Raw genomic sequence first — 22,289 nt, 5'->3', positions numbered from 1 at the left:
CCATGCACGTCATCGTGGCCCGCGGTCTGCCGGACGTACGCCGATGACCGGCGGCGAGGAGTCCGTCCTGCTGCACACGGCCGGCCGGGCCGGCCACATCACCCTCAACCGCCCGAGGGCCATCAACGCCCTCGACCACGAAATGGTGCGGCGCGTCGACGCGGCGCTGACCGCGTGGGAGCACGACTCCGCCGTGGAGACGGTCGTCATCACCGGAGCGGGGGAACGCGGCCTGTGCGCCGGCGGCGACATCCGTGCCATCCACGACGACGCCCGCGACGGGGACGGCACCGCCGCGGCCGCGTTCTGGCGCGACGAGTACCGCCTCAACGCCCGGATCGCCCGCTGGTCCAAGCCGTACGTCGCCGTCATGGACGGCATCGTCATGGGCGGGGGTGTCGGGATCTCCGCGCACGGCAGCGTCCGGGTCGTCACCGAACGGTCGAGGATCGCCATGCCCGAGACCGGCATCGGTTTCGTGCCCGACGTCGGCGGCACCTACCTCCTCTCCCGCGCGCCGGGTGAACTGGGCACCCGGCTCGCGCTGACGGGCGCGGCGATCGGCGCCGACGACGCCCTGCTGTGCGGGCTCGCCGACCACTACGTACCGTCCGCGTCGCTCCCGGGCTTCCTCGGCGACCTCGCCGAGCTGCCCGCACGGGCAGCGTCGGCGAGGTATGCGCGGCCCGCGCCGGAGGGGGAACTGGCCCGCCAGCGGGAGTGGACCGACTCCTGCTTCTCCGCCGACACCGTCGAGGAGATCGTGCGACGGCTGCTCGACCACGGCGATCCGGTGGCCAAGGAGACCGCGGAGACCCTTCTCGCCAAGTCGCCCACGGCGCTGAAGGTCACCCTGGCCGCCGTACGCCGTGCCCGGCGTCTCGATTCGCTGGAGCGCGTGCTGGAGCAGGAGTACCGCGTGTCCTGCGCGGCCCTGACCACCCCCGACCTGGTCGAGGGCATCCGCGCCCAGGTCATCGACAAGGACCGCACCCCGCGCTGGTCGCCCGCCACCCTCGCCGAGATCACCGACACCGACGTGGAACGCTTCTTCGATCCGCCCGGTGAGCGCGGACACGACCTCGGGTTCGGCGGATCCGGCACCGCAGGACGCCGTTGAACGACCTGGTCCGGGCGGACATCCTCACGTGAGCGGATCCCGTGTCCGTACCGGCGCCCCCGTACGCGCCGTGATCTCCCCGGCCGTCACGCCGGGCGCCCTCTCCACGGTGGTCAGGCCGTCCGGCGTGATGTCGAAGACGCCCAGGTCGGTGATGACACGATGGACGCAGGCGCGGCCGGTGAGCGGCAGCGTGCAGGTGTCGACGAGCTTCGGCGTTCCGTCCTTGGCGGTGTGCTCCATCAGCACGATGACCCGGCGGGCCCCGTGGATCAGGTCCATCGCACCCCCCATCCCCTTGATCATCCTGCCCGGGACGCTCCAGTTGGCCAGGTCGCCCGAAGCGGACACCTGCAGCGCGCCCAGGACGGCGGTGTCGACATGACCGCCCCTGATCATGCCGAAGGACAGCGCGGAGTCGAAGAAGGAGGCCCCGGGCAGGACGGTCACCGTCTCCTTGCCCGCGTTGATCAGGTCCGGGTCCACCGCCCGCTCCTCGGGGTACGGGCCGGTGCCGAGGATGCCGTTCTCCGAGTGCAGGGTCACCTGTACGTCAGGGGACAGGTGGTCCGGGATCGTCGTGGGCAGCCCAATGCCCAGATTGACGTACGAGCCGTCGGTCAGCTCGCCTGCGGCGCGGGCCGCCATCTGTTCACGGGTCCAGGCCATCAGCGGCGCACCGTCCTCTTCTCGATCCTCTTGTCGGTGGCCTGTTCCGGGGTCAGGGGCACGACCCGCTGGACGAACACACCGGGCAGGTGCACCTCGTCGGGAGCGAGGTCTCCCGGCTCGACGAGTTCCTCCACCTCCGCGATCGTGACGCGGCCGGCCATGGCGGCCAGCGGGTTGAAGTTGGCGGCGGCCCTGCGGAAGACCAGGTTGCCGTGGGCGTCCCCGCGCCAGGCGCGTACGAGGGCGAAGTCGGTGGTGATGCCGAGTTCGAGGACGTGCGACCGGCCGACGAACGTCCGGGTCTCCTTCGCCGGCGAGGCGACCGCCACCGAGCCGTCGGCCGCGTACCGCCACGGCAGTCCGCCGTCGGCGACCTGGGTGCCGACGCCGGCCGGGGTGTAGAACGCCGGGACACCGGCGCCCCCGGCGCGCAGCCGTTCCGCGAGCGTGCCCTGGGGCACCAGCTCGACCTCCAGTTCGCCGGAGAGGTACTGCCGGGCGAACTCCTTGTTCTCGCCGACGTACGAGCCGGTCACCCGGCTGATCCGGCCGGCGGCGAGCAGGATGCCGAGACCCGCGCCGTCGACACCGCAGTTGTTGGAGACGACGGACAGGCCGGTGCTGCCCCGGGCGTGCAGCGCGCCGATCACCACGTTCGGCACGCCGCTCAGGCCGAACCCGCCTACGGCCAGCGACGATCCGTCGGCGATGTCATGGACCGCCTCGGCGGCGGCCGGGTGCACCTTGTTCACGGACGGGGCTCTTTCACGGACGGGACTCCTTCACGGGTACGCGGAACAGGCGCAGTTGGAGGGCGAGCGTGGCGTAGTAGCCGACCAGCGTGGAGAGTTCGAAGAGGGCGGCCTCGCCCAGGGCGGCGCGGGCGGTCGCGTACCAGTCGTCGTCGAGCGGGTCCGAGGGGTCGGCGAGGGCGCGGGTGGCCGACCACGCGGCGTGCTCGTACGGGTCGGTGAGGCCCGGATCGGCTCCTTCGCGCAGGGCGCGGACCTCCGCCCCGGTGAGCCCGGCGGCCCTGGCCAGCGGTTCATGGGCGTACCGCTCGAAGTCGCTGTCCCAGACCGCGGCCACGACGAGGACGGCTGTTTCGCGAACCCGCGGCGACAGGTCCGTGCGATAGCGGATCGCCGCGCCCAGCCCCTGGAGGTCGCGGCCCAGCCGCGGGCTGAACAGCATTGCGTTGAAGGGGCCGTTGAACCGCCCCTCGGTGTCGGTGAGAGCGAACAGCTGAGGGCCGCCGGAGCGTGGGCCGCCGGTGATCTCGTCGTACAGGAGCCGCTGGGCGGGGGAGAGGCTGTCGGGGTGCAGGAGAGGGAGACGGCCGGCGGGTTCGGGTGGGTTCGAGGGCATCGTCATCGCTCCGTACGAGCCGGGGCCCCGGTCACCTCGCGCGCGAGGGCCGCCAGGTCCGCGTCGGTGAGCAGCCTGGCTTCCCGCGTCATGACGTCACGGGCCCTGCGCAGGATCTCGTCGACCTGGGCGACCGTGGTGTCGACACCCAGCGCGGTCAGCTTGTCGGCGAGGGTGTACGGGCCGCTGTCGGGGGTGAAGGGGACCTTGCGCGCGTTGCCGACGAGGGCCGGCTCCAGACAGTTGTGCAGCAGGGGATCGACCGCGGTCTCCTGGGTGATGAGGTCCATCCCGCCCCAGGAGAAGGCGCTCGTGCCGGTCACCGGGTGATTCCACGCCAGGTGATAACCCGTCAACTCCTCACCGGCGCGGGCGAGTTCGGTCAGGCGCTCGGTCCTGATCCCGGTGCGCACCCCGTACAGGGCCTCGAAGGCCAGCGCGGTGGCGGCCAGGTCGGCGTTGCCGGGGCCGCCGCAGTAGCCGTTGACCGACAGTTCGACGACATCGGCGCCCGCCCGGACGGCGGCGACCGCGCAGGCGACGGCCAGGCCGAACGTGTTGTGCGGATGCAGGCCGACCTCGACCGCCGGGGCGAGTTCCTTGGTGCGGGTGACCAGATGGGCGTACGCCTCGGGGCTCATGGCGCCGGGGCCGTCGAAGAGGGTGATTTCGGTGGCGCCCGCGGCCGTCAGCGCGGTGACCGACTCGTCGAGGACGTCGTCGGTGAGGTACGAGACCATCAGCATCGGGACGACGGCGTCGAGCCCGCGCGAGCGGGCGTGCCGGATCAGGGGCAGGGCGCGGGCGACAACGTCGGCACGCCCACGGGGCGTTGCCGGGCCGCGCCAGTCCTCGCCCCGCCAGGCCTGCTGGTAGACGGCCGGGTTGTAGACGAGTGACGCCTCGCCGAGGCCCTGGACCCAGATCTGTACGGCGTCGTAGCCCGCGTCGGCGGCGCGGTCGATGTCGGCGGTGGTGCGCAGCAGGGGCAGCACCGCCCGGCAGTCGGGATTCTCGCCCTTGATGACCTCGACCTCCGCGCGCAACGCCTTGTCGTCGCGCCCGGCGAGACCGGCCGTGACCACCTCGTGGACCCCGGCACCGGCGAGTCGGCGCAGAAACGCCTCCTTCGCCTCGGTGGAGGCGACGACACCGGGCAGGGTCTCCACCGATCGCAAGGTGGCGTCGCGCAGGCGCACCGACCCGGGCATCGGCCCGCGTACCTCGGGGCGGCGGGTGAGCGGGCTCACCGACCAGCGGCCCGGTTCGTACGCGCCCGGCGAGCGTTTGCCGGCCAGTTCCGCGCGGAAGCGGGTGATCTCCTCGTCGGTGAAGACGGCCGGCTTGTCCATGGATCCCTCCGGAGACGGAAACGTACGGGAACGGGTCTGGCTGAGTGTCATTCAAGCATCACTCACAACTGTCTGTCGACACTATGCGTCGATCATGCATGAAGATCCGTGTGATATCCCGTCCATGTTTACATTCTGTCGACACTAGGTGAGACTGCCGTCAGCCGGCCCGGCCGCTCAGAGGCAGCACGCCGGGGCGGCGTCACGCCAGAGCCGGCGTTCCACCCCGAGCCCGGACCGGGCTCCGACCAAGGGAGACCTCCGTGACCCAGGACGTGCCCTCCGCACGACCCGGCCGGCTGGCCGGGCGGGTTGCCGTCATCAGCGGCGCCGGCAGCGTCGGCCCCGGCTGGGGCAACGGCCGCGCCACCGCCGTGATCTTCGCCCGCGAGGGCGCCACCGTGTACCTCACCGACCGGGACGAGGACGCCCTCGGCGTCACCGCGGACCAGGTGCGCCAGGAGGGCGGCACAGCCCACACCCACCTGCTCGACGTGACCGAACCGGACGCCGTCGAGGACTGCTTCCGGCAGACCGAACGGCAGGCGGGACGTATCGACGTCCTGATCAACAACGTCGGAGGCTCTTGCGCGGGCGGAGCGGCCGAACTGTCCCTGGAGGACTGGGACAGCCAGCTGCGCACCAACCTCACCAGCGCCTTCCTGGCCTGCAAGCACGCCGTTCCGATCATGCGGCGCGGGGGCGGCGGCTCGATCGTCAACACCGCCTCCGCGTCCGGGCTGCGCTGGACCGGAGCCGCACAGGTGGGGTACGCGGCCGCCAAGGCCGCCGTCATCCAGCTCTCCCGTGTGACGGCCGTCCAGTACGCACCCGACCGCATCCGGGTGAACACCGTGGTCCCCGGGCAGCTGCACACCCCGATGGTCGAGGCACGCCTGGCCCATCAGCGTGCCGACGGCGACGTGGAGAAACTGCTCGCCCAGCGCCAGGCCCGTATCCCACTGGGATTCATGGGCGACGGCCGGGACACGGCGTACGCGGCGCTGTTCCTGGCGTCCGACGAGGCCCGGTTCGTCACCGGCACCGAGATCGTCGTCGACGGCGGAATGACGGCGCGCTGTGACTGAGCCCGCCCTTCAGACGACGCCCCCGGCACCTTCGCCGGGCTGCCCGCCCCCGCATCCGGCTCCGCGCAGACCCACGCTGGTGCTGCCGCCGGGCAGTTGCGACGCGCACTGCCACATCCTCGGTCCCGCCGCGGTCTTCCCCTACGCACCCGAGCGCACCTTCACCCCCGTCGACGCGCCCAAGGAACAGGTCGCGGCCCTCCACGCCCAGCTGGGCATGTCCCGGGCGGTCGTCGTCCAGTCGTCCTGCAACGGCCACGACCACCGCACACTCCTGGACGCCCTCACAGCAGGCCGTGGCACGCTGCGCGGAGTCGCCCTCATCGGCGAACGGACCACGCGAGGGGAGATCGAGGGGCTGCACCGGGCCGGAGTGCGCGCGTTCCGGCTCAACTTCCTGCCGCACCTGCGCACCGCGCCCACCCGTGAGGAGATCGACTCCGTGCTGGAACGCGTCGACGGTCTCGGCTGGGCCTGCGAACTCCACCTCACCGGAGCCGAGGTCGCCGACCACGAAGCTCTCGTCCGCTCCCTGCCCGGCCGCGTGGTGATCGACCATCTCGCGCGGGTCGACCTCGGCGACGGACCGCACAGTCCCGCCCTGCGCGGCCTGCGCCGGCTCCTCGACTCCGGTGACGTCTGGCTGAAGGTGAGCGGCGTGGACCGGATCTCCCGCCAGGGGCCGCCCTACGCCGACGCCGTGGCCCTGGCCGCGTCCTTCGTGCGGCAGGCTCCCGACCGGGTCGTGTGGGGTACCGACTACCCCCACGTCAACATCCGGGGCGCCGCTCCCGACGACGGTCTGCTGGTGGACCTCCTCGCCGACATCGCCCCCGACCCCGTCCTGCTGCGCCGCCTCATGGTCGACAACGCGGCCGAACTCTTCGACTTCCCGCCCGGCCTCGGCGATCCGCCCGACGCGCCCGATCCGCCCGACCCGACCGACTCACCTGGCTCGCCCGACCCGCACGTGGAGCAGACATGAGTGATTTCGACGGCGTCCTTCTGACCCGGGGTGCCCCCGGTTACGAGGAAGCGCGGCTCGCCGCCGTCTGGAACCTGCGCAAGCCCGACCGCCGTCCCGATGCCATCCTCGTGGCCGCCGGCGACCGTGACGTCCAGGCGGGAGTGCGCTGGGCCGCGGCTCGCGGACTGCGCGTCTCCGTCCGCTCCGGCGGCCACAGCTGGACAGGCAACGGGGTACGGGACGGCGGTCTGCTGATCGACCTCTCCGCCCTGGACGAGGTCGTCGTCGACGCGCCCCGGTGCCGGGCCACCGTCCGCCCCGCCGTCCAGGGCAGCCGCTTCAACGCGCTGCTCGCCGCGGAGGGGCTGGTCTTCCCCAGCGGACACTGCCCCTCCGTGGGCGTGGGCGGCTTCCTGATAGGCGGCGGCTACGGCTGGAACTCGCGGGCACTGGGTCCGGCCTGCTTCAGTGTGGAGGCGGTCGACGCCGTCCTCGCCGACGGCACCCTCGTCCACGCCACCGACGAGACCCACCCGGACCTCATGTGGGCCGTACGCGGCTCGGGGCCGGGCTTCTTCGCGGTGGTGACGCGCTTCCACCTGCGGGTGTACCCGGCGTACGAGCAGATCCTGCGCAGTGCGTACGTGTTCCCGCACGAGCTGCGCGACGAGGTGCTGGCCTGGACCCACGAGGCAGTGCCGGGAATCTCCGACTCCCTGGAGATGTCGGCCAAGGTCGCCCGCACGCCGGGCGTACCGCGGCCCGCCACGATGATCACGGCAGCCGCCTTCTGCACTCCGGAGGAGGGCCCGGAGATGCTGGAGCCGCTGGAGAAGGCGCCCTTCCTGCGGCATGCGCTCCGCACGGTGGAACGGGCGCCGTCGACCCTGGACGATCTGTACGCCCTCTCCGACGGCCTGACTCCCCGGGGCAGGCGCTACGCGGTCGACGGAGTGTGGACGGACGCGCCCGTCCAGGACGTGCTCGACGCAGGCCGCGAGGTGCTCGACGGACTGCCCGGCCCGGACAGCTTCCTGCTCTGGATGCTCTGGGGCGGCCGGCCGACCCGGGAGAACGCCTGCTGGTCCACCCAGGCCCGGCTGTACTTCTCACCGAACGCCGTGTGGCACGACCCCGCCGACGACCTGAGCCACGAGACCTGGGCGCACGACGCGCTGCGGGCCATGGCCCCGGTCGCGCACGGCACCCAGTTCGCCGACGCCAATCCGGCCGACCGTCCCGACCACGGGCTGGAACCGGAGCAGGCCGCGCGACTGGAGAAACTGCGGCGCCGGTACGACCCCGAGGCGCTGTTCCGCTCGTACCTGTCACCCGAGGAGTCGACGACTGCGCTGGCCGCACACCGGGGCCAGGATGGGCAGCCCATAAACCCGCTCTAGTGTCGACAGAAAGCCGAAATTATCGGCGTACGGCCTCTTGACCTCCAATTTGTGTCGACAGTACCGTTCTGAATGTCTGCACCACCCTAGGAGCCACACTTGTCCAGGACGCCCGATCCCCATCCTGCCCCGACCCCGCGGGAAGCTGTCGGCGGAGATTTCACCGGCGCTCTCCTCCGCCGTGGCGACGCGAGGTACGAGAAGACCCGTCTCGACGCCGTGTGGAACGCGCGCAAGCCGGACCGGTTCCCCGAAGTCATCGTCGTCGCCGCGGACGAGCGGGACGTCGTCCTGGCCGTACGGCTGGCCCGGGCCGAAGGGCTGCGCGTCTCCGTCCGCTCCGGCGGGCACAGCTGGGTGGGCAACGGCGTACGGGAGGGCGGCCTGCTGATCGATCTGTCCCGTCTCCAGGAAGTCAGCGTCGACCCGCACGGCCGCACGGCCGCCGTCCAGCCCTCCGCCAAGGGGCCGGCGATCCAGCGGGCCCTCGCCCCGCACGGGCTGTTCTTCCCGACCGGCCACGCACCCACCGTCGGTATCGGAGGCTTCATCCTCGGCGGTGGCTACGGCTGGAACTCCCGCCACCTGGGACCGGCCTGTCTGAGCATCCGCGCGATCGACGTGGTCCTCGCCGACGGCACTCCGGTGCACGCCACCGACGAGACCCACCCCGACCTGCTGTGGGCGGCACGGGGCAGCGGCCCCGGCTTCTTCGGTGTCGTCACCCGCTTCCACCTGGACGTCCACGAACGGCCGACCGAGATCCGGCGGACGGTGCACAGTTACCCCCTGGCCCTGCGCGACGAGGTGCTCGCCTGGTCCTACGACCTTCTGGAACGACTGCCCAGCACCGTGGAGTTCTCCGCCAAGGTCGGCTTCACCCCCGGCCTCGGCACCCCGGCGGTCTCCCTGACCGCCACCGCCTTCTGCACCCCGGCACACGGACCCGAATCCCTGGCACCGCTGGAGGAAGCACCCTTCCGGGACCGGGCCCTGCGTGCCGTGGCCGGCGAACCGACCACCATCGACGAGCTGTACGACATCGCCGACCGCCTCAACCCCGAGGGGCTGCGCTGGGCCGTGGACGGTGTGTGGGCGGACGGCACGGCCGAGGAGATCGTCGGTGCGGCCGCGCCGGTGCTGGACACCATTCCCGACGGGACCAGCTTCGTCCTGTGGATGCTGTGGGGCCACTACCCGCCGCGCCCCGAAGCCTGCTGGTCCACCCAGGCCAAGGCCTATCTCTCGCCCAACGCCGGCTGGTACGACCCGGCCGAGGACCTCGCGCACGAGAACTGGGTGCACGGCTCGCTGTCCGCCGTCCAACACCTGTCACGGGGCCTGCAGTTCTCCGACAACAACCTCGCCGACCGCTTCGACCTCGGCCTCAGCGCCGAGAACGCCGAACGGCTGGAGAGGATCCGCGCCGTCCATGACCCCGACGGACTCTTCCGCACCTATATGACTCCGGCCGAGTCGACCACCGCCTACGCGGTCGCCGGCCGCTCGTGACGCCGTACGCCATGTGTTCTGCCCTGCGTCCTGCCCTATCTCATGTCTGACGAACGCCGAGCCTGAGGCCGTACGGTCCGCGCGGTCCGCCATCCGTAAGGGCGAGCCGTACATGCGATCCGTACAAGCGCCCCGTACGGGCGACCGCCTCGCCCGGAGAGCCGCATCCGCCCGTGGGGACGCATCCACGGGCCGCCGCAACTGTGCAAAGGAGCACACCCTCATGCCGAAGAGCAGCAGAAGCACGAGAAGCCCGTTCGGTCGTCTCGCCGTCGGCGCGGTGACGCTGGTGGTCGCCGCCCCGCTCGCCGCCTGCGGGTCCGGGGACGCCACCTCGGCCGGGAGCGACGGGTCGGCGAAGATCACCGTGCTGCGCTCCAACGGCGCACTGTTCGAGCCCCTGTACATCGCCGAGCAACAGGGCTACTTCGAGGACGCGGGCCTCGACGTCACCATCAAGGCCGGGGCCCAGGACACCTCGCAGAACGCCCCGTCCGTCCTCAACGGCGAAGCCCAGTTCGCGATGACCGACAGCTCCGGCTTCCTCAAGGGCGCCGCGAAGAACATGCCGATCCGTATCGCGACCGGACTGGTGTCCGCGACGACGAAGACCGACCCCACCGACGGTCTGCTGGTCAAGAAGAACAGTTCCATCAAGGGGTTCGCCGACCTGGAGGGCAGGACCGTGGGGCTGTCGGCCCTCGGCGGCACGATCCAGTTCATCGTCGAGTACCTGGTCGAGATGGAGGGCGGGGACCCCACCAAGGTCAAGTTCGTGTCCCTGCCGACCACCTCGCTCACCGACGCCGCCACCACCGGCAAGACGGACGCCGTCTACTCCTTCGGAGCCTTCTTCGCGGCCGGCGAGCAGGCCGGACTGCGCGCCATCGGCAACGGGATGAACGACCTGCCCGGCATCACCCAGGGCGTCCTCTTCGCCACCCAGAAGTACCTGTCCGCGAACTCCGCCACCGCGAAGAAGTTCACCGACGCCGTCGCCAAGGCGATCACCTACGCCAACGCGCACCCCGACGCCGTCAAGGCCATCGACAAGAAGTACACCCAGCTGCCCGCGGACTATATCGAGAAGTCGCAGATCGCCTACTACGACAAGAACATCAACACCACCGTGATGCGTACCGTCATCACGAAGATGCACGGCTACGACCTGCTCAGCAGCGCCCCGAAGGACGACGCCATCTACTGGGACAAGGCTCCGACGGTCACCGCCGGCAGCTGAGAGCGGCAGAGGTACACCACCATGGCCATCTCCACGACGGACCGGCGCCCGACGGCCCCGGACCGGAAGCGCCCCGCCCGGCGCACCTGGCGCACCCGGCACACCCGGGCCGGGAATCCGGGGCGCCGCGTGCTCCTGATGCTCCAACTCGCCACCGTCCTCGCCGTCCTGCTGATCTGGGCGGCGCTCGCGGCGGCCCGGCTGGTGAGCGCGACCGCGCTGCCCGGCCCCGCGGCGGTCTTCGGGCAGTTCCCGCAGCTGTTCGGCGACCCCGTCTACTGGCAGGCGGTGGGGGACACCCTGAACGGAGCTGTGACGGGCTTCGTCGCCGCCGCCGTGATCGGCGTACCGCTGGGCCTGGTCACGGGCACGTACGCGGCGGCCGAGCAGTCGTCCCGGCTGCTCGTCGACGTCCTGCGGTCCTTCCCGGTCATCGCCCTGCTGCCGGTGTTCCTGCTGGTCCTGGGGTCCACCCCGACGATGAAGACCACCGTCGTCCTCCTCGCCTGCGTCTTCCCCGTCTTCCTCCAGGCCCAGTACGGCGCCCGGTCCGTGACCCCGATGATCGCGGAGACCATGGACAGCTACCGCGTCCCCCGGCTCCTGCGCTTCCGCAAGGTGATCCTCCCCAGCGCCACCCCCTCGGTCATGACCGGGCTGCGGCTGGCGGCGACGACCTCCGTACTGGTGGCCATCGGCGTCGAGGTACTCACCACACTCCCGGGCATCGGCCACGAGGTCGTACAGGCACAGCAGGGCGGGGCCGCGGCACGCGCGTACGCCTACATCGTCACCGCGGGCGCGATCGGCTACTCGATCAACCTGCTGTCCCAGTTCGCCGAACGACGCCTGCTGCGCTGGCGTCCGCCGACCCACACCGACTGACGAGGGGAGACATCATGTCCACGCGTTCCCCGGCCGCCCTGTGGCAGTCCCTGCTCAAGCAGTTGTGGCTGCCGGTCCTGTGCGTCGCCGTCCTCCTGCTCGCCACCGCGGGCAGCACCAGCTTCTACTTCCCGCCCGCCACCGACGTGCTCGCCACCCTGTGGCGGGAACTCCTGCACGGCGGACTCGTCGGCGACCTGCTGTTCTCCCTGCGCAACATCGCACTCGGGCTCGCCCTCGCCACGGTCGTGGGAGTCGGGGCGGGACTCGTCATCGGCGAGATCGACCTGCTGCGGCAGGCGACCGGCCCGCTCCTGGACTTCGCCCGGGCCACCCCGACCGTGGCGTTCGTCCCCGTCATCATCCTGACCCTGGGCATCGGATCGGGCCCGAAGATCTTCCTCATCGCCCTCGGTTCGCTCTGGCCGATCCTGCTCAACACCATCAGCGGAGTGCACGGCATCAACCCTGCCGTGCACGAGACCGCCCGCGGCTACCGCATCCCCTGGAGACTGCGGTTGTCGAAAGTGGTCCTTCCCGGAGCCCTGCCGCAGATCTTCGCCGGTATCCGCGTGGCCCTCTCGATCGCGGTGGTCCTCATGGTCGTCAGCGAGATCTACGGATCGCCCGTGGGCCTGGGCAACTTCATCCTGCAGAGCGGCTCCGGCTTCGCCGTCCCGGAGACCTGGGCCGGCACCGTACTCATCGGCATCCTCGGCTACGGCCTGAGCGTGCTCCTCCTCGCGGCCGAGTACCTGCTGCTCGGCTGGTACCACCAGCGTCCGCCGCGCGCCCGGCGGCCCATGTCCCGACCCCTGTCCCGAAGCGAGGCCAAGACATGATGCAGCGACACATGAAGACGGGCGGGGGCGGATCCAGCCTCGTCGTGGAGGACGTCTGCAAGACGTTCGGCCACGGAGCGGACGAACACCGGGTCATCGAGGGCCTCTCCCTGCGGGTCGACCCCGGTGAATTCGTCTGCGTCGTCGGCCCGTCCGGGGCGGGCAAGACGACCCTGCTGCGCTGTCTGTCCGGTCTGATCCGCCCCACCACGGGCACGATCCGCTACGGCGGCGAACTCCTCACCCGCCCGCACGCCGACATCGCGGTCGTCTTCCAGGACTACCGCGGTTCCCTGCTGCCCTGGATGCGGGTACGGGACAACGTGGCCTTCCCTCTGGAGGGGATGGGGGTCAAGCGCGCCGAACGCAACCGGCGGGCCGAGGAATGCCTGGGCGCCGTCGGCCTGGCGGACGTCGGCGACAAGTACCCCTGGCAGCTCTCGGGCGGTATGCAGCAGCGCGTGGCCATCGCCCGCGGACTCGCCTACGAGGCGCCCGTACTGCTGATGGACGAGCCCTTCGGGTCGGTCGACGCCCAGTCCCGCTTCGACCTGGAGGACCTGACCCTCTCGCTCCGCGCCTCCCTCGGCATCACCGTCGTCCTCGTCACCCACGACATCGACGAGGCCGTCTACCTCGGTGACCGCGTGGTCGTCATCGGCGGCCGTCCGACCACGGTCGTCGACAACCTGGTCGTCGACCTGGGTGCGGACCGCGATCAGATCACCACCCGAGCCGACCACCGCTTCACCGACCTGCGCACCCGGGTCCTGACCATGATCCGCGAGGCACAGGCACAGGCACAGGGAGAGGGGCCCACCGTGCGGTCTGAGTCGACGTCCGAGGAGCCGGCGCCTGACCGCTCGCCCGGCGACGCCATGGGCGGCGCCACGGGCGGCACCGGGCGGGGTGACGGCCCGGCCAGGGAGAAGACCGGACGGGCGGTGCGCTGACCGATGACCCGCTTCGACCACGTGGGCATCTCCGTGCCCGACCTGGAAGCCGCCACCGCCTGGTACTGCGACGCCCTGAACCTCACCGCGGCCCCGGTGTTCGCGATCCCGGGCACCGATCTGCGCGGGGTCATGCTCCTGCACGCCGACGGCTACCGCATCGAGCTGCTGCACCGCCCCTCGGCGCGCCCCGGCCCGACGCCGGGCAGCGCCCTCGACGCGGCCGGCATACACGGCTTCGGCCATATGTGCCTGTGCGTCGAGGACGTGGCGGCGGAGTTCGCACGGCTCGTCGAAGCAGGCGCCGGGGTGAGCATGACTCCGCGGCCGGCCCCGCGCCCCGGGGCCGTCATGGCCTTCGTCACCGACCCCTACGGCAACCTCATCGAACTGCTCGACCGCGACTGAGCGGCAGGCCCGTTCAGTCGGTCGGGCTCGGCAGGACCCGACCGGCCTCGGTCGCGGACTTGGCCGGTCAGAGACGTTCCGGTTGCCTCACAGACGTGCACGCCCCTAATGTGAATGCGCTTTCATCGACATGCATGCATCACAAGAGACGGGGGCCTGACCCATGAACGGCGCCGCATCGTGAACGCGATTCCCACGGTGTACGACGTGGCCGAACGCTCCGGAGTGTCCATCGCCACGGTGTCCAGGGTGTACCGCAGCCCCGACTCCGTACGCGCCGCCACCCGCGAACGCGTGCTGGCGGCGGCGAGCGAGCTGGGATACGTGCCGAGCGGCAACGCCCGCGGTCTCGCCAGCCGTTCCACCGGTGTCCTCGGCCTGTGCTTCCCGGACTACTCCGACCCCGACACGGTCGGCGCCGAGGACGACGACGCCGCGATGCTCTACTCGGACCAGATCATCAGGGGCATGGAACGCGCGGCCCGCCGGCACGGGTACGCGCTGCTGATCGCGGCCTCCCTCGCCGGAGGTCCGGAGAGCCTGGTGGCCCAGGTCGCCGGCCGGGTGGACGGCTTCGCCGTGATGGCCCGCACGGTGCCGACGGAGGAACTCGAAGCGATCTCCCGGCGCCGACCGGTGGTGATGCTGGCCGGCCCCCGCGCGCAGGACCCCTCCCTGGACCATCTCGACCATGTCGAGGTCGCCAACGAGGACGGCCAGTACGAGCTGACCCGGCACCTGGTCCACGACCACGGGCTGCGCCGCCTCGCCTACGTGGGATTCGGTGAGGACTCACCGGATGTCGAGGCGCGGTTCCGGGGCTTCCGCCGGGCCTGTGCCGAGGCGGGTGTCGAGGCCGCCGCCGCACCGGCCCTGCGCATGCCGATGATGACCCAGGCCGAAGGGGCCCGCGCCGCTCGCCTGCTCTGCGAGCGGAGCGGCGACCGGCCCGAGGCGTTCGTGTTCGCCAACGACCAGATGGCGGTGGGCGCGCTCCAGGCACTCGAACGCCGTGGCCTGCGCGTACCCGACGACGTCGTGGTGACCGGCTTCGACGGCATCCCGCTGAGCCGTCTGGTGCGCCCCGCCCTGACCACTGTGCGGCAGCCCATGGTGCGCATGGGGGAGGAGGCCGTCGACCTGCTCGTACGACGGCTGAGCGGACAGCCGCCGCAGGAGCCCGTCTCCCTGATGCTGCCGGTCGGTGTGGCCCGCCGGGCGAGCTGCGGCTGTGAGGAGACGCCGGTCCTGCCGACGGTCGGCTGACGTTCGTCCGGCCGCCCACGATCCGGTGCCGCAGCTTCCATGTCAGAGCCTCCTTGCCGGAGCAGAGCCTCGCTGTCAGAGCTTCCCGCTACGGTTCGACCATGACTTCTGGCATGGCTTCCGAGATGCGGAACCGGTTACGGCCGTTCCGTGACGAGGCGATCGCACGGGGCGTCCCGGCCGACGACGTCGAGCGATGGACGGCCGTCGCCCGCCCGTGCGCGACGCTGACGCGAGGGGAGAGCGGGGGCGGACCGGTCGTGGGCCGGTTCGGCGGTCCGCTCCTGCTTCCCGCCGCCACCCCGGACCCCGAGCACCCCTTCGTCGCCTCCATCGACCTCGCGGCCCTGCCCGCCGACGCGACGGACCTTCCGCTGCCTCCCGACGGCCACCTGCTGCTGTTCGCCTTCCCCGAGACGGCGGACGACTACGAGTCCATGGGCAGCGCGGTGTACGTTCCCGTCGGCACGGCCGTGGTGGAACGGGACAGCCACGCCTGGAACCCCTACGACTTCGACGACTACGAGGCGATGTTCGAGGCGTTCCCGCTGGGTCCGTTGCGGGCGACCGCCGATGTGTCGCTGCCGTACCACCACGCGGTCCCCACCCCCGGTAAGCCGGGGAGCGGTCCGCTTCCGGGACATCCGCGCGCGGAGGAACTCGTCGTGGTCTGGGATCGCGCCCGTGACGCCATCGCCCCCGAAGGGTCGCTGCAGATCGGGGGATACGCCGACGAGGAGGCCGTCCACACCGATCCGGTCGCCGGTGCCGTGTCCAGGGCGGCGCGGGCGGTGGCAGCGGGCCGCTGGGACGGTCCGGCCTCGGACGATGCCGAGGACTGGGTGCTGCTGGCCGACTGGCAGGCGGGCATGGATGTACAGGGGTGGGAGAGTTCCACCGTCCACTGGGTGATCCAGCGGACGGACCTGGTGGCGCGGCGCTTCGACCGGACGTTCACGGAGGTGTTCTGGAACCCCTGATCCGGGCCGAGCCCCCGAGACTCCTCACCTCAGCCACGATGCGAAGAACTCCGACGTGACCTGCCCCAGGTGTCGCCGCTGCTCCGGCTCGCCCGGGTAGGGAAAGTGCCCGGCGTCCAGGACCTCCAGCCGGCGTGGACCGGCGAGCGCGTTGTGCACGGCGAACTGGCCCGGCGGAGGTACGGCGGGGTCGAACAGGGCGCAGGCGGACAGTACCGGGATACGCAGGTGTGCCGCCGCGGTCGCCGCGTCGAAGTAGGCGAGGACATCCAGGGCCTCCGGATGCCGGCGGACGTGGGCGCGCACGGACGCGCCGCTGCCGGTGCAGGGCAGGGTGCACCGCAACGGGTGGTTCCCGAAGGTGGGCACGGTCAGCGCGGCCGCGGCGAACCGGTCGTCCCAGGGCAGCGCCAGCGCACCGATCCCGCCGCCGAAGCTCTCGCCGAGGTATCCCAGTCGCCTGCTTTCCGGCGTGGCCAGGGGAACGAGTTGCAGCAGGGCCGAGGCGGCACCCCACACCGCCGCGACGCAGTCGCCGATGAGGTAGGTGTCCCGCGAGCCGATGCCGTGCAGCACGTGCCCGTCCGGGTCCGAGGGGACCCCGGGCCGCAGACCGAGAGCGGGAAGTCCGGGCGCGATCGGCAGGACAGCGGCGGACTGTGGCAGCGGAAGCGGGAGGTCGGCGCCGACTTCCTGACGGCCGCCGTAACCGTGCCCGATGACGAAACCATGCCGTACGGGCCCGTCGCACGGCAGCGCCAGCAGAGCGGCGCACCTGCCGCCGAGCGCGTCGTAGAAGATCTCGTGCACGCGGAAGCCGTCGCGCTCCTCGACGACATCACCGAGCAGCGGACGCGGCTCCACCCGTGCCGCCGCGTCCCGGCGCCCCCGCCAGAACCCGCCGAAGTCCGCAGGCCCACCGGGCGCCCCCACACCCAACAAATCCTCAAGCCCATACCCAGGGCCCGGATCACCCCCGAAGGAATGGCCAAAAGCAGTCACCCCCCGACTCTAACCACCCCCACACCCGCCCCCGAACGGCCCACGACGAACACCTGACAACGGGCCGGTGCCCCGAGAGGGGCGCGGGGAACGGCGCGCTCAGCCCACGAGGACCGACACCCGACGGCGGGCCGGTGCCCGGGAGGGGGCGCGGGGAACGGCGCGCTCAGCCCACGAGGACCGACACCCGACGGCGGGCCGGTGCCCTGAAGGGGCGCGGGGAACGGCGCAACCGCCCCCCCCAGCCCCCCAACCCGCACCCCCATCCCCACCTCAAGCGGAGCGCCCACCCGTGCAATGATCCGTTTTGCGTCACTCCCCCCACAAACATCCCCCACCCCCGGGCCGCCGAACACCGCGAACCCGCCCACCAAATGTCCCGCCCGTTACGGGAGTGTGACCAAGCCCCCTCTTGCCAGGCCAGGAATCGCTGCCACAGAGTGATGTATGCGCTTACAGGCAGCGCATACATCACGAACGTCGAACGTCAGCCATGAACCCCGTTCGTGAACGCCATTCGTGAACCCGTTCGTGCACGCAAGCCGTACAGCTCAAGGAGGAGCCCCCCATGAACCGCGCCACCGCAACCGGGTCGATCGCACTCACCCTGGCGTCTGCGCTGACCCTCACCGCCTGTGGCGGCTCGGGTGGCGCGGGCGTGGCAGCAGACGCCAAGCAGACCCTGACCGTGTGGGCGATGGGCACGGAGGGGGAGAAGCTCGGCGACGTGGCCGAGGAGTACGAGAAGACCCACTCCAACCTCACGGTCAAGGTCACCCCGATCGGCTGGGACGTGGCCCACCAGAAGCTCGTCGCCGCCGCAGCGGCCGGGAAGCTCCCCGACGTGGTGCAGATGGGCGGAAGCTACCTGGGCGAGTTCGCCGACATGGGCGTCCTGGAGCCGGTCGACTCCAAGACCATCCACGAGACCGACTACTTCCCCGCCGCCTGGCAGCAGGGCTCCTACGACGGCAAGACCTACGGCGCCCCCTGGTACGTCGACACGCGCGTGCTCTTCTACCGCACGGACCTCGCCAAGAAGGCCGGCATCGAGAAGGCCCCGGCCACCATGGCCGACCTGCAGAGCGCCGCCGAGGCGTACCAGAAGAAGGCCGGCAGCAAGTGGGGCCTGTCCATCCAGCCGGGCGGCCTCGACACCGTGCAGAGCTTCTACCAGTTCCTGTACTCCGCCGGCGGCGCCATCATCGACGACGACGGCAAGGCCGCCGTGAACTCCGCCGCGGCCGTCAAGGCGCTGGAGAACTACGGCAGCTACTTCGACAAGGGCCTGAGCGAGAAGTCCGTACGCCCCGGCTACGACGTCACCAAGGACTTCAACACCGGCGCCGTACCCATGTTCTTCGGCGGCCCCTGGCTGACGAACCTCATCGACGAGAACTACCCCGACCTCAAGGACAAGTGGGCCGTCGCCCCCGTGCCCGCCGACGCGGCGTCCGTGTCCATGGCCGGCGGTTCCAGCCTCGCCATCTCCGCGGACAGCGACCACAAGGCCGCCGCCAAGGAACTCGTCGCCTACCTCACCGGCGAGAAGGGCCAGACCGACTGGTTCGAGCGGACCAACGACCTGCCCGCCAACACCGCGGCCTGGACGTCCGGTGACCTCGCCGACGACCCGACCATGCAGGTGTGGCGGCAGCAGATGGACACCGCCCGCGCCACCCCCTCCCAGCCGAAGCTGACCGAGATCACCTCCAAGGTGGACACCGCCATCGAGTCGGTCACCCAGGGCAAGTCCTCCGCGAAGGAAGCGCTGGACAAGGCCCAGTCCGAGATCGAAGGCCTCGTGCAGTAGCAGGCAGCAGGAGGCCGTAGGAGAAAGTCCCCCCATGTCCCTCACCACAGGACCGGCCGCCCCGCAGGCGGCGGCCGTCGACAAGAGCCCGCACGGCGGAGGCAAGGCCGGACGCAAGCGCCGCGCCAACCGCTCGCTCAGCAAGCACAACCTGACCGGATGGCTGTTCTCCACACCGTTCCTGGTGCTGTTCGGCGTCTTCATGCTCTTCCCGATCGTCGCCACCCTCCTGATGAGCTTCACCGACTTCGGGGCCCGGAACGTCACCCGGCCGCTGGAGGCGGAGTTCGTCGGCCTGGACAACTACACCCGGCTGTTCCAGGACGACAAGTTCCTCAAGGCCCTGTTCAACACCGGCTACTTCGTGGTCGTCGGCGTACCCGCGACCATCGTCCTCGGACTGCTCGCGGCGATCCTGCTGAACAACGGCATCCACCGCGCCCGCACCCTGTTCCGCGTCGGCTTCTACGCGCCGGTCGTCACGACCATCGTCGCCGTGGCCGTCGTCTGGCGCTTCGTGCTCGACCCGTCCGACGGGCTGATCGCCTCCCTCGCCTCCGAAGTCGGCCTGACCGCACCGGACTTCCTCGGCTCGGAGACCTGGGCGATGCCGTCCCTGATCGCCATGGCGGTCTGGCGCAACCTGGGCACCGTCATGGTCCTGTGCATCGCCGGACTGCAGGCGATCCCCACGGACGTCCGCGAGGCGGCCCGCCTCGACGGCGCCGGAGCCTGGCAGGAACTGCGCGGCATCACGATCCCCCTGCTGCGGCCCACCCTGCTGTACGCCACGGTCATCACCACCATCGGCTACCTGAACGTCTTCGAGGAGCCCTTCGTGATGACCCAGGGTGGCCCCTCCGACTCCACGCTGACCGTGTCGCTCGACATGTACCGCGAGGGCTTCAACTTCTTCCACATGGGCTATGCCAGCGCCATGGCGTACGTCCTGTTCGTCGTGATCATGGGCATCACGGTGCTCCAGCTCCGACTGCTGAAGGACAACACCCGATGACCGCCGAGACCGCCGAGACGTCCCCCAAGGCCCCGGCCGACCCGGTCCACCCGGCTCGCCCGGCCCGCCGCCGCACCGGCCGGGGACGCACCCCGCTGCTGTACGTGATCGCCTCGGTCGCCCTGCTGGTGATGGCCGCCCCGTTCCTGTGGATGGCGCTGTCCGCGTTCAAGACGAAGCAGGACCTCACGGCGAACCCGCCCGTGTGGATCCCCTCGCGCTGGACGCTGGACAACTTCACCTCGCTGCTCGACCAGCTCGACATGCCTCAGTACTTCCTGAACTCGCTGATCGTGGCCGTCCTGGTGACCGTCAGCAATCTGCTGTTCTGCTCCATGCTGGGCTACGCGCTGGCCAAGCTCGACTTCACCGGGCGCTCCAAGGTCTTCGCGCTCGTGCTGGCCGCCCTGATGGTCCCCGGCAACCTCATGATCCTGCCGCTGTACGTGCTGATGAACGGCCTCGGCCTCATCGACACGTACGCCGGACTGGTCCTGCCCTTCGCGGCCGGCGCGTTCGGGGTGTTCCTCATGCGCCAGTTCATGCAGTCCGTGCCCGACGAGCTGCTGGAGGCGGCCCGCCTCGACGGCGCGGGGGAGTGGTACATCTTCTGGCGGATCGTGATTCCGCTGGTCAAGCCCGCCCTCGCGACGCTGACGATCTTCACCTTCCTCGGTTCCTGGAACAACTTCATCTGGCCCCTGATCGCCACGAACGACCCGGACAAGTACACGCTGCCGGTGGCGCTCGCGACGTTCGCCAACGATCCCAACCGCACGGTCGGTGGCGGCAACGGCATGCTGATGGCCGGCTCTCTCCTCGTCGTACTGCCGGTGCTGGCCGTGTTCGCCGTTCTGCAACGGCACTTCACCCAGGGCATCGCGACGGCGGGCCTGAAGTAGCCCCGCCGGGCTGCCGGCACCCGCCCCTTCGGGCCCGGTCCACACGGCCTCCCGCACCCGCCGGTCGCGCGGTCCCTTCGCCGACCCCTGGGCTGCCGAACCCCGGGCCGGACCGCCATCCCACCAACGCGCCGCCCCCTCACAGCCACTCCCGCTCCCACCCCCACACCAGAAAGACAGAAACGGACGATGACGTACTCCACCACCCGCTTCCCCGACGGCTTCCTGTGGGGCGCCTCCACCGCCGCCCACCAGATCGAGGGCAACAACGTCAACAGCGACTGGTGGCGCAAGGAGCACGACCCCGCGGCCGGGATCGCCGAGCCCAGCCTGGACGCCTGCGACAGCTATCACCGCTGGGAGCAGGACATGGACCTGCTCGCCGAACTGGGCTTCACCGACTACCGGTTCAGCATCGAGTGGGCCCGTATCGAACCGGTCCGCGGCACCTTCTCGCGCGCCGAGATCGCCCACTACCGCCGGATGGTCGAAGGCGCCCTCGCCCGCGGGCTGCGCCCGATGGTCACCCTGCACCACTTCACCGTCCCGCAGTGGTTCGAGGACTTCGGCGGCTGGACCGCCGACGGCGCGGTCGAGCTCTTCGCGCGGTACGTCGAGGAGTGCGCGCCCGTCATCGCCGACGGCGTCCGGCATGTGTGCACCATCAACGAGCCGAACATGATCGCCGTCATGGCGGGGCTCGCCAAGACCGGGAACCAGGGCTTCCCGCCCGCCGGTCTGCCCACCCCCGACGAGGAGACCACCCGCGCGGTCGTCGCCGCCCACCACGCGGCCGTCAAGGTCATCCGCGCGGGCCATCCCGACATCCAGGTCGGCTGGACCATCGCCAACCAGGTCTACCAGGCCCTGCCCGGCGCCGAGCAGGTCACCGCCGACTACCGCCACCCCCGCGAGGACGTCTTCATCGAGGCCGCCCGCGGCGACGACTGGATCGGCGTGCAGTCCTATACCCGTACCAAGATCGCCGAGACCGGGCCCGTCCCGGCGCCCGACGACGTCGAGCGCACCCTCACGCAGTGGGAGTACTACCCGGCCGCCGTCGGGTACGCGCTGCGTCACACCGCCGAGGTCATCGGCGACGGCACCCCGCTGATCGTCACCGAGAACGGGATCGCCGCCTCGGACGACAGCCGTCGTGTCGACTACTACACCGGCGCCCTCGGCGAGGTCGCCGCCGCGATCGAGGACGGCCTGAACGTGCGGGGCTACCTTGCGTGGAGCGCCCTCGACAACTACGAATGGGGCTCGTTCAAGCCGACCTTCGGGCTCATCGCCGTGGACCCGCACACCTTCGAGCGCACGGCGAAGCCGTCCGCCGTGTGGCTCGGCGGTCTCGGCCGCGACCGCGTCCTGCCGCGCACCACGGTCTGACCGCACCCCCTGACCGGGAGCCGGCCGGCACCTGACACCGGCCGGCTCCCGCCCCACCCCCAGCTCCATCCCCACTTCACTGCGCCACCCCCCGTTCCATTGCCTCACCCCT

The 22,289-nt window shown here is 71.0% G+C and carries 21 protein-coding genes; 16 read left to right on the top strand and 5 right to left on the bottom strand.

Going from position 1 to position 22,289, the window contains the following annotated elements; translation table 11 throughout:
- The first annotated feature begins 43 nt into the window (after nucleotides 1–43).
- Nucleotides 44–1,120 (top strand): enoyl-CoA hydratase/isomerase family protein, encoded by a 1,077-nt coding sequence (locus C6Y14_RS02530; RefSeq protein WP_107014747.1) that lies wholly within the window; start codon nucleotides 44–46, stop codon nucleotides 1,118–1,120.
- A gap of 24 nt (nucleotides 1,121–1,144) precedes the next feature.
- On the opposite strand, the gene C6Y14_RS02525 is transcribed toward C6Y14_RS02530, so the two are convergent.
- The 4 genes from C6Y14_RS02525 to C6Y14_RS02510 are packed head-to-tail and all read right to left on the bottom strand — an operon-like array spanning nucleotide 1,145 to nucleotide 4,512.
- Entirely contained in the window at nucleotides 1,145–1,789 is a 645-nt protein-coding gene (locus C6Y14_RS02525) for a CoA transferase subunit B (RefSeq protein ID WP_107014746.1), read from the bottom strand.
- Nucleotides 1,789–2,544: a CoA transferase subunit A gene (locus C6Y14_RS02520; RefSeq protein ID WP_107014745.1), complete on the bottom strand. Its 756-nt coding sequence runs from the start codon at nucleotides 2,542–2,544 to the stop codon at nucleotides 1,789–1,791. Before C6Y14_RS02520 ends, C6Y14_RS02525 begins: the two co-directional genes overlap by 1 nt.
- A gap of 13 nt (nucleotides 2,545–2,557) precedes the next feature.
- Nucleotides 2,558–3,160, bottom strand: coding sequence for a carboxymuconolactone decarboxylase family protein (locus C6Y14_RS02515; protein WP_107014744.1), 603 nt, complete (start codon nucleotides 3,158–3,160; stop codon nucleotides 2,558–2,560).
- Between the two features lie 2 nt (nucleotides 3,161–3,162).
- Nucleotides 3,163–4,512: a hypothetical protein gene (locus C6Y14_RS02510; protein WP_159074152.1), complete on the bottom strand. Its 1,350-nt coding sequence runs from the start codon at nucleotides 4,510–4,512 to the stop codon at nucleotides 3,163–3,165.
- Between the two features lie 263 nt (nucleotides 4,513–4,775).
- On the opposite strand from C6Y14_RS02510, the gene C6Y14_RS02505 reads away from it, so the two are divergent.
- The 11 genes from C6Y14_RS02505 (at nucleotide 4,776) to C6Y14_RS02455 (ending at nucleotide 16,053) form a co-directional block, all read left to right on the top strand.
- Nucleotides 4,776–5,600: an SDR family NAD(P)-dependent oxidoreductase gene (locus C6Y14_RS02505; RefSeq protein WP_107014742.1), complete on the top strand. Its 825-nt coding sequence runs from the start codon at nucleotides 4,776–4,778 to the stop codon at nucleotides 5,598–5,600.
- Nucleotides 5,593–6,585: an amidohydrolase family protein gene (locus tag C6Y14_RS02500; protein WP_107014741.1), complete on the top strand. Its 993-nt coding sequence runs from the start codon at nucleotides 5,593–5,595 to the stop codon at nucleotides 6,583–6,585. Before C6Y14_RS02505 ends, C6Y14_RS02500 begins: the two co-directional genes overlap by 8 nt.
- On the top strand, nucleotides 6,582–7,967 hold the full coding sequence (locus C6Y14_RS02495) for an FAD-binding oxidoreductase (protein WP_107014740.1): 1,386 nt from the start codon (nucleotides 6,582–6,584) through the stop codon (nucleotides 7,965–7,967). Before C6Y14_RS02500 ends, C6Y14_RS02495 begins: the two co-directional genes overlap by 4 nt.
- Nucleotides 7,968–8,066: 99 nt before the next feature.
- A complete protein-coding gene (locus C6Y14_RS02490) occupies nucleotides 8,067–9,479 on the top strand; it encodes an FAD-binding oxidoreductase (protein WP_199854601.1) in 1,413 nt (470 codons plus the stop codon).
- 223 nt (nucleotides 9,480–9,702) lie between these two features.
- Nucleotides 9,703–10,719 carry an ABC transporter substrate-binding protein gene (locus C6Y14_RS02485; protein ID WP_159074151.1) on the top strand — a complete coding sequence of 339 codons (1,017 nt, stop codon included), beginning with the start codon at nucleotides 9,703–9,705 and terminating at the stop codon, nucleotides 10,717–10,719.
- 21 nt (nucleotides 10,720–10,740) lie between these two features.
- The gene (locus C6Y14_RS02480) at nucleotides 10,741–11,604 is read left to right on the top strand and encodes an ABC transporter permease (protein ID WP_107014738.1); all 864 of its coding nucleotides are present in this window, start codon (nucleotides 10,741–10,743) and stop codon (nucleotides 11,602–11,604) included.
- A gap of 14 nt (nucleotides 11,605–11,618) precedes the next feature.
- Nucleotides 11,619–12,446: an ABC transporter permease gene (locus C6Y14_RS02475; protein ID WP_107014737.1), complete on the top strand. Its 828-nt coding sequence runs from the start codon at nucleotides 11,619–11,621 to the stop codon at nucleotides 12,444–12,446.
- The gene (locus tag C6Y14_RS02470) at nucleotides 12,446–13,399 is read left to right on the top strand and encodes an ABC transporter ATP-binding protein (RefSeq protein WP_107015155.1); all 954 of its coding nucleotides are present in this window, start codon (nucleotides 12,446–12,448) and stop codon (nucleotides 13,397–13,399) included. Before C6Y14_RS02475 ends, C6Y14_RS02470 begins: the two co-directional genes overlap by 1 nt.
- Before the next feature lie 3 nt (nucleotides 13,400–13,402).
- On the top strand, nucleotides 13,403–13,807 hold the full coding sequence (locus C6Y14_RS02465) for a VOC family protein (protein ID WP_107014736.1): 405 nt from the start codon (nucleotides 13,403–13,405) through the stop codon (nucleotides 13,805–13,807).
- A gap of 180 nt (nucleotides 13,808–13,987) precedes the next feature.
- The gene (locus C6Y14_RS02460; protein WP_107014735.1) at nucleotides 13,988–15,073 is read left to right on the top strand and encodes a LacI family DNA-binding transcriptional regulator; all 1,086 of its coding nucleotides are present in this window, start codon (nucleotides 13,988–13,990) and stop codon (nucleotides 15,071–15,073) included.
- Between the two features lie 101 nt (nucleotides 15,074–15,174).
- Entirely contained in the window at nucleotides 15,175–16,053 is an 879-nt protein-coding gene (locus C6Y14_RS02455) for a DUF1963 domain-containing protein (protein ID WP_107014734.1), read from the top strand.
- Between the two features lie 24 nt (nucleotides 16,054–16,077).
- On the opposite strand, the gene C6Y14_RS02450 is transcribed toward C6Y14_RS02455, so the two are convergent.
- Entirely contained in the window at nucleotides 16,078–16,995 is a 918-nt protein-coding gene (locus C6Y14_RS02450; RefSeq protein WP_404828712.1) for an acetylxylan esterase, read from the bottom strand.
- A gap of 628 nt (nucleotides 16,996–17,623) precedes the next feature.
- On the opposite strand from C6Y14_RS02450, the gene C6Y14_RS02445 reads away from it, so the two are divergent.
- From C6Y14_RS02445 to C6Y14_RS02430, 4 genes are all read left to right on the top strand, one after another.
- The gene (locus tag C6Y14_RS02445; RefSeq protein ID WP_107014732.1) at nucleotides 17,624–18,868 is read left to right on the top strand and encodes a sugar ABC transporter substrate-binding protein; all 1,245 of its coding nucleotides are present in this window, start codon (nucleotides 17,624–17,626) and stop codon (nucleotides 18,866–18,868) included.
- A gap of 34 nt (nucleotides 18,869–18,902) precedes the next feature.
- Nucleotides 18,903–19,883 carry a carbohydrate ABC transporter permease gene (locus tag C6Y14_RS02440; RefSeq protein WP_107014731.1) on the top strand — a complete coding sequence of 327 codons (981 nt, stop codon included), beginning with the start codon at nucleotides 18,903–18,905 and terminating at the stop codon, nucleotides 19,881–19,883.
- On the top strand, nucleotides 19,880–20,785 hold the full coding sequence (locus C6Y14_RS02435; RefSeq protein ID WP_107014730.1) for a carbohydrate ABC transporter permease: 906 nt from the start codon (nucleotides 19,880–19,882) through the stop codon (nucleotides 20,783–20,785). Before C6Y14_RS02440 ends, C6Y14_RS02435 begins: the two co-directional genes overlap by 4 nt.
- A gap of 189 nt (nucleotides 20,786–20,974) precedes the next feature.
- Nucleotides 20,975–22,177, top strand: coding sequence for a glycoside hydrolase family 1 protein (locus tag C6Y14_RS02430; RefSeq protein WP_107014729.1), 1,203 nt, complete (start codon nucleotides 20,975–20,977; stop codon nucleotides 22,175–22,177).
- Nucleotides 22,178–22,289: the final 112 nt, after the last annotated feature.

Source organism: Streptomyces dioscori, from assembly GCF_003024195.1.
Classification (GTDB): domain Bacteria; phylum Actinomycetota; class Actinomycetes; order Streptomycetales; family Streptomycetaceae; genus Streptomyces; species Streptomyces dioscori.
The sequence above is the reverse complement of the archived record's forward strand: the minus strand, read 5'-3'. Positions and strand labels throughout refer to the sequence as shown.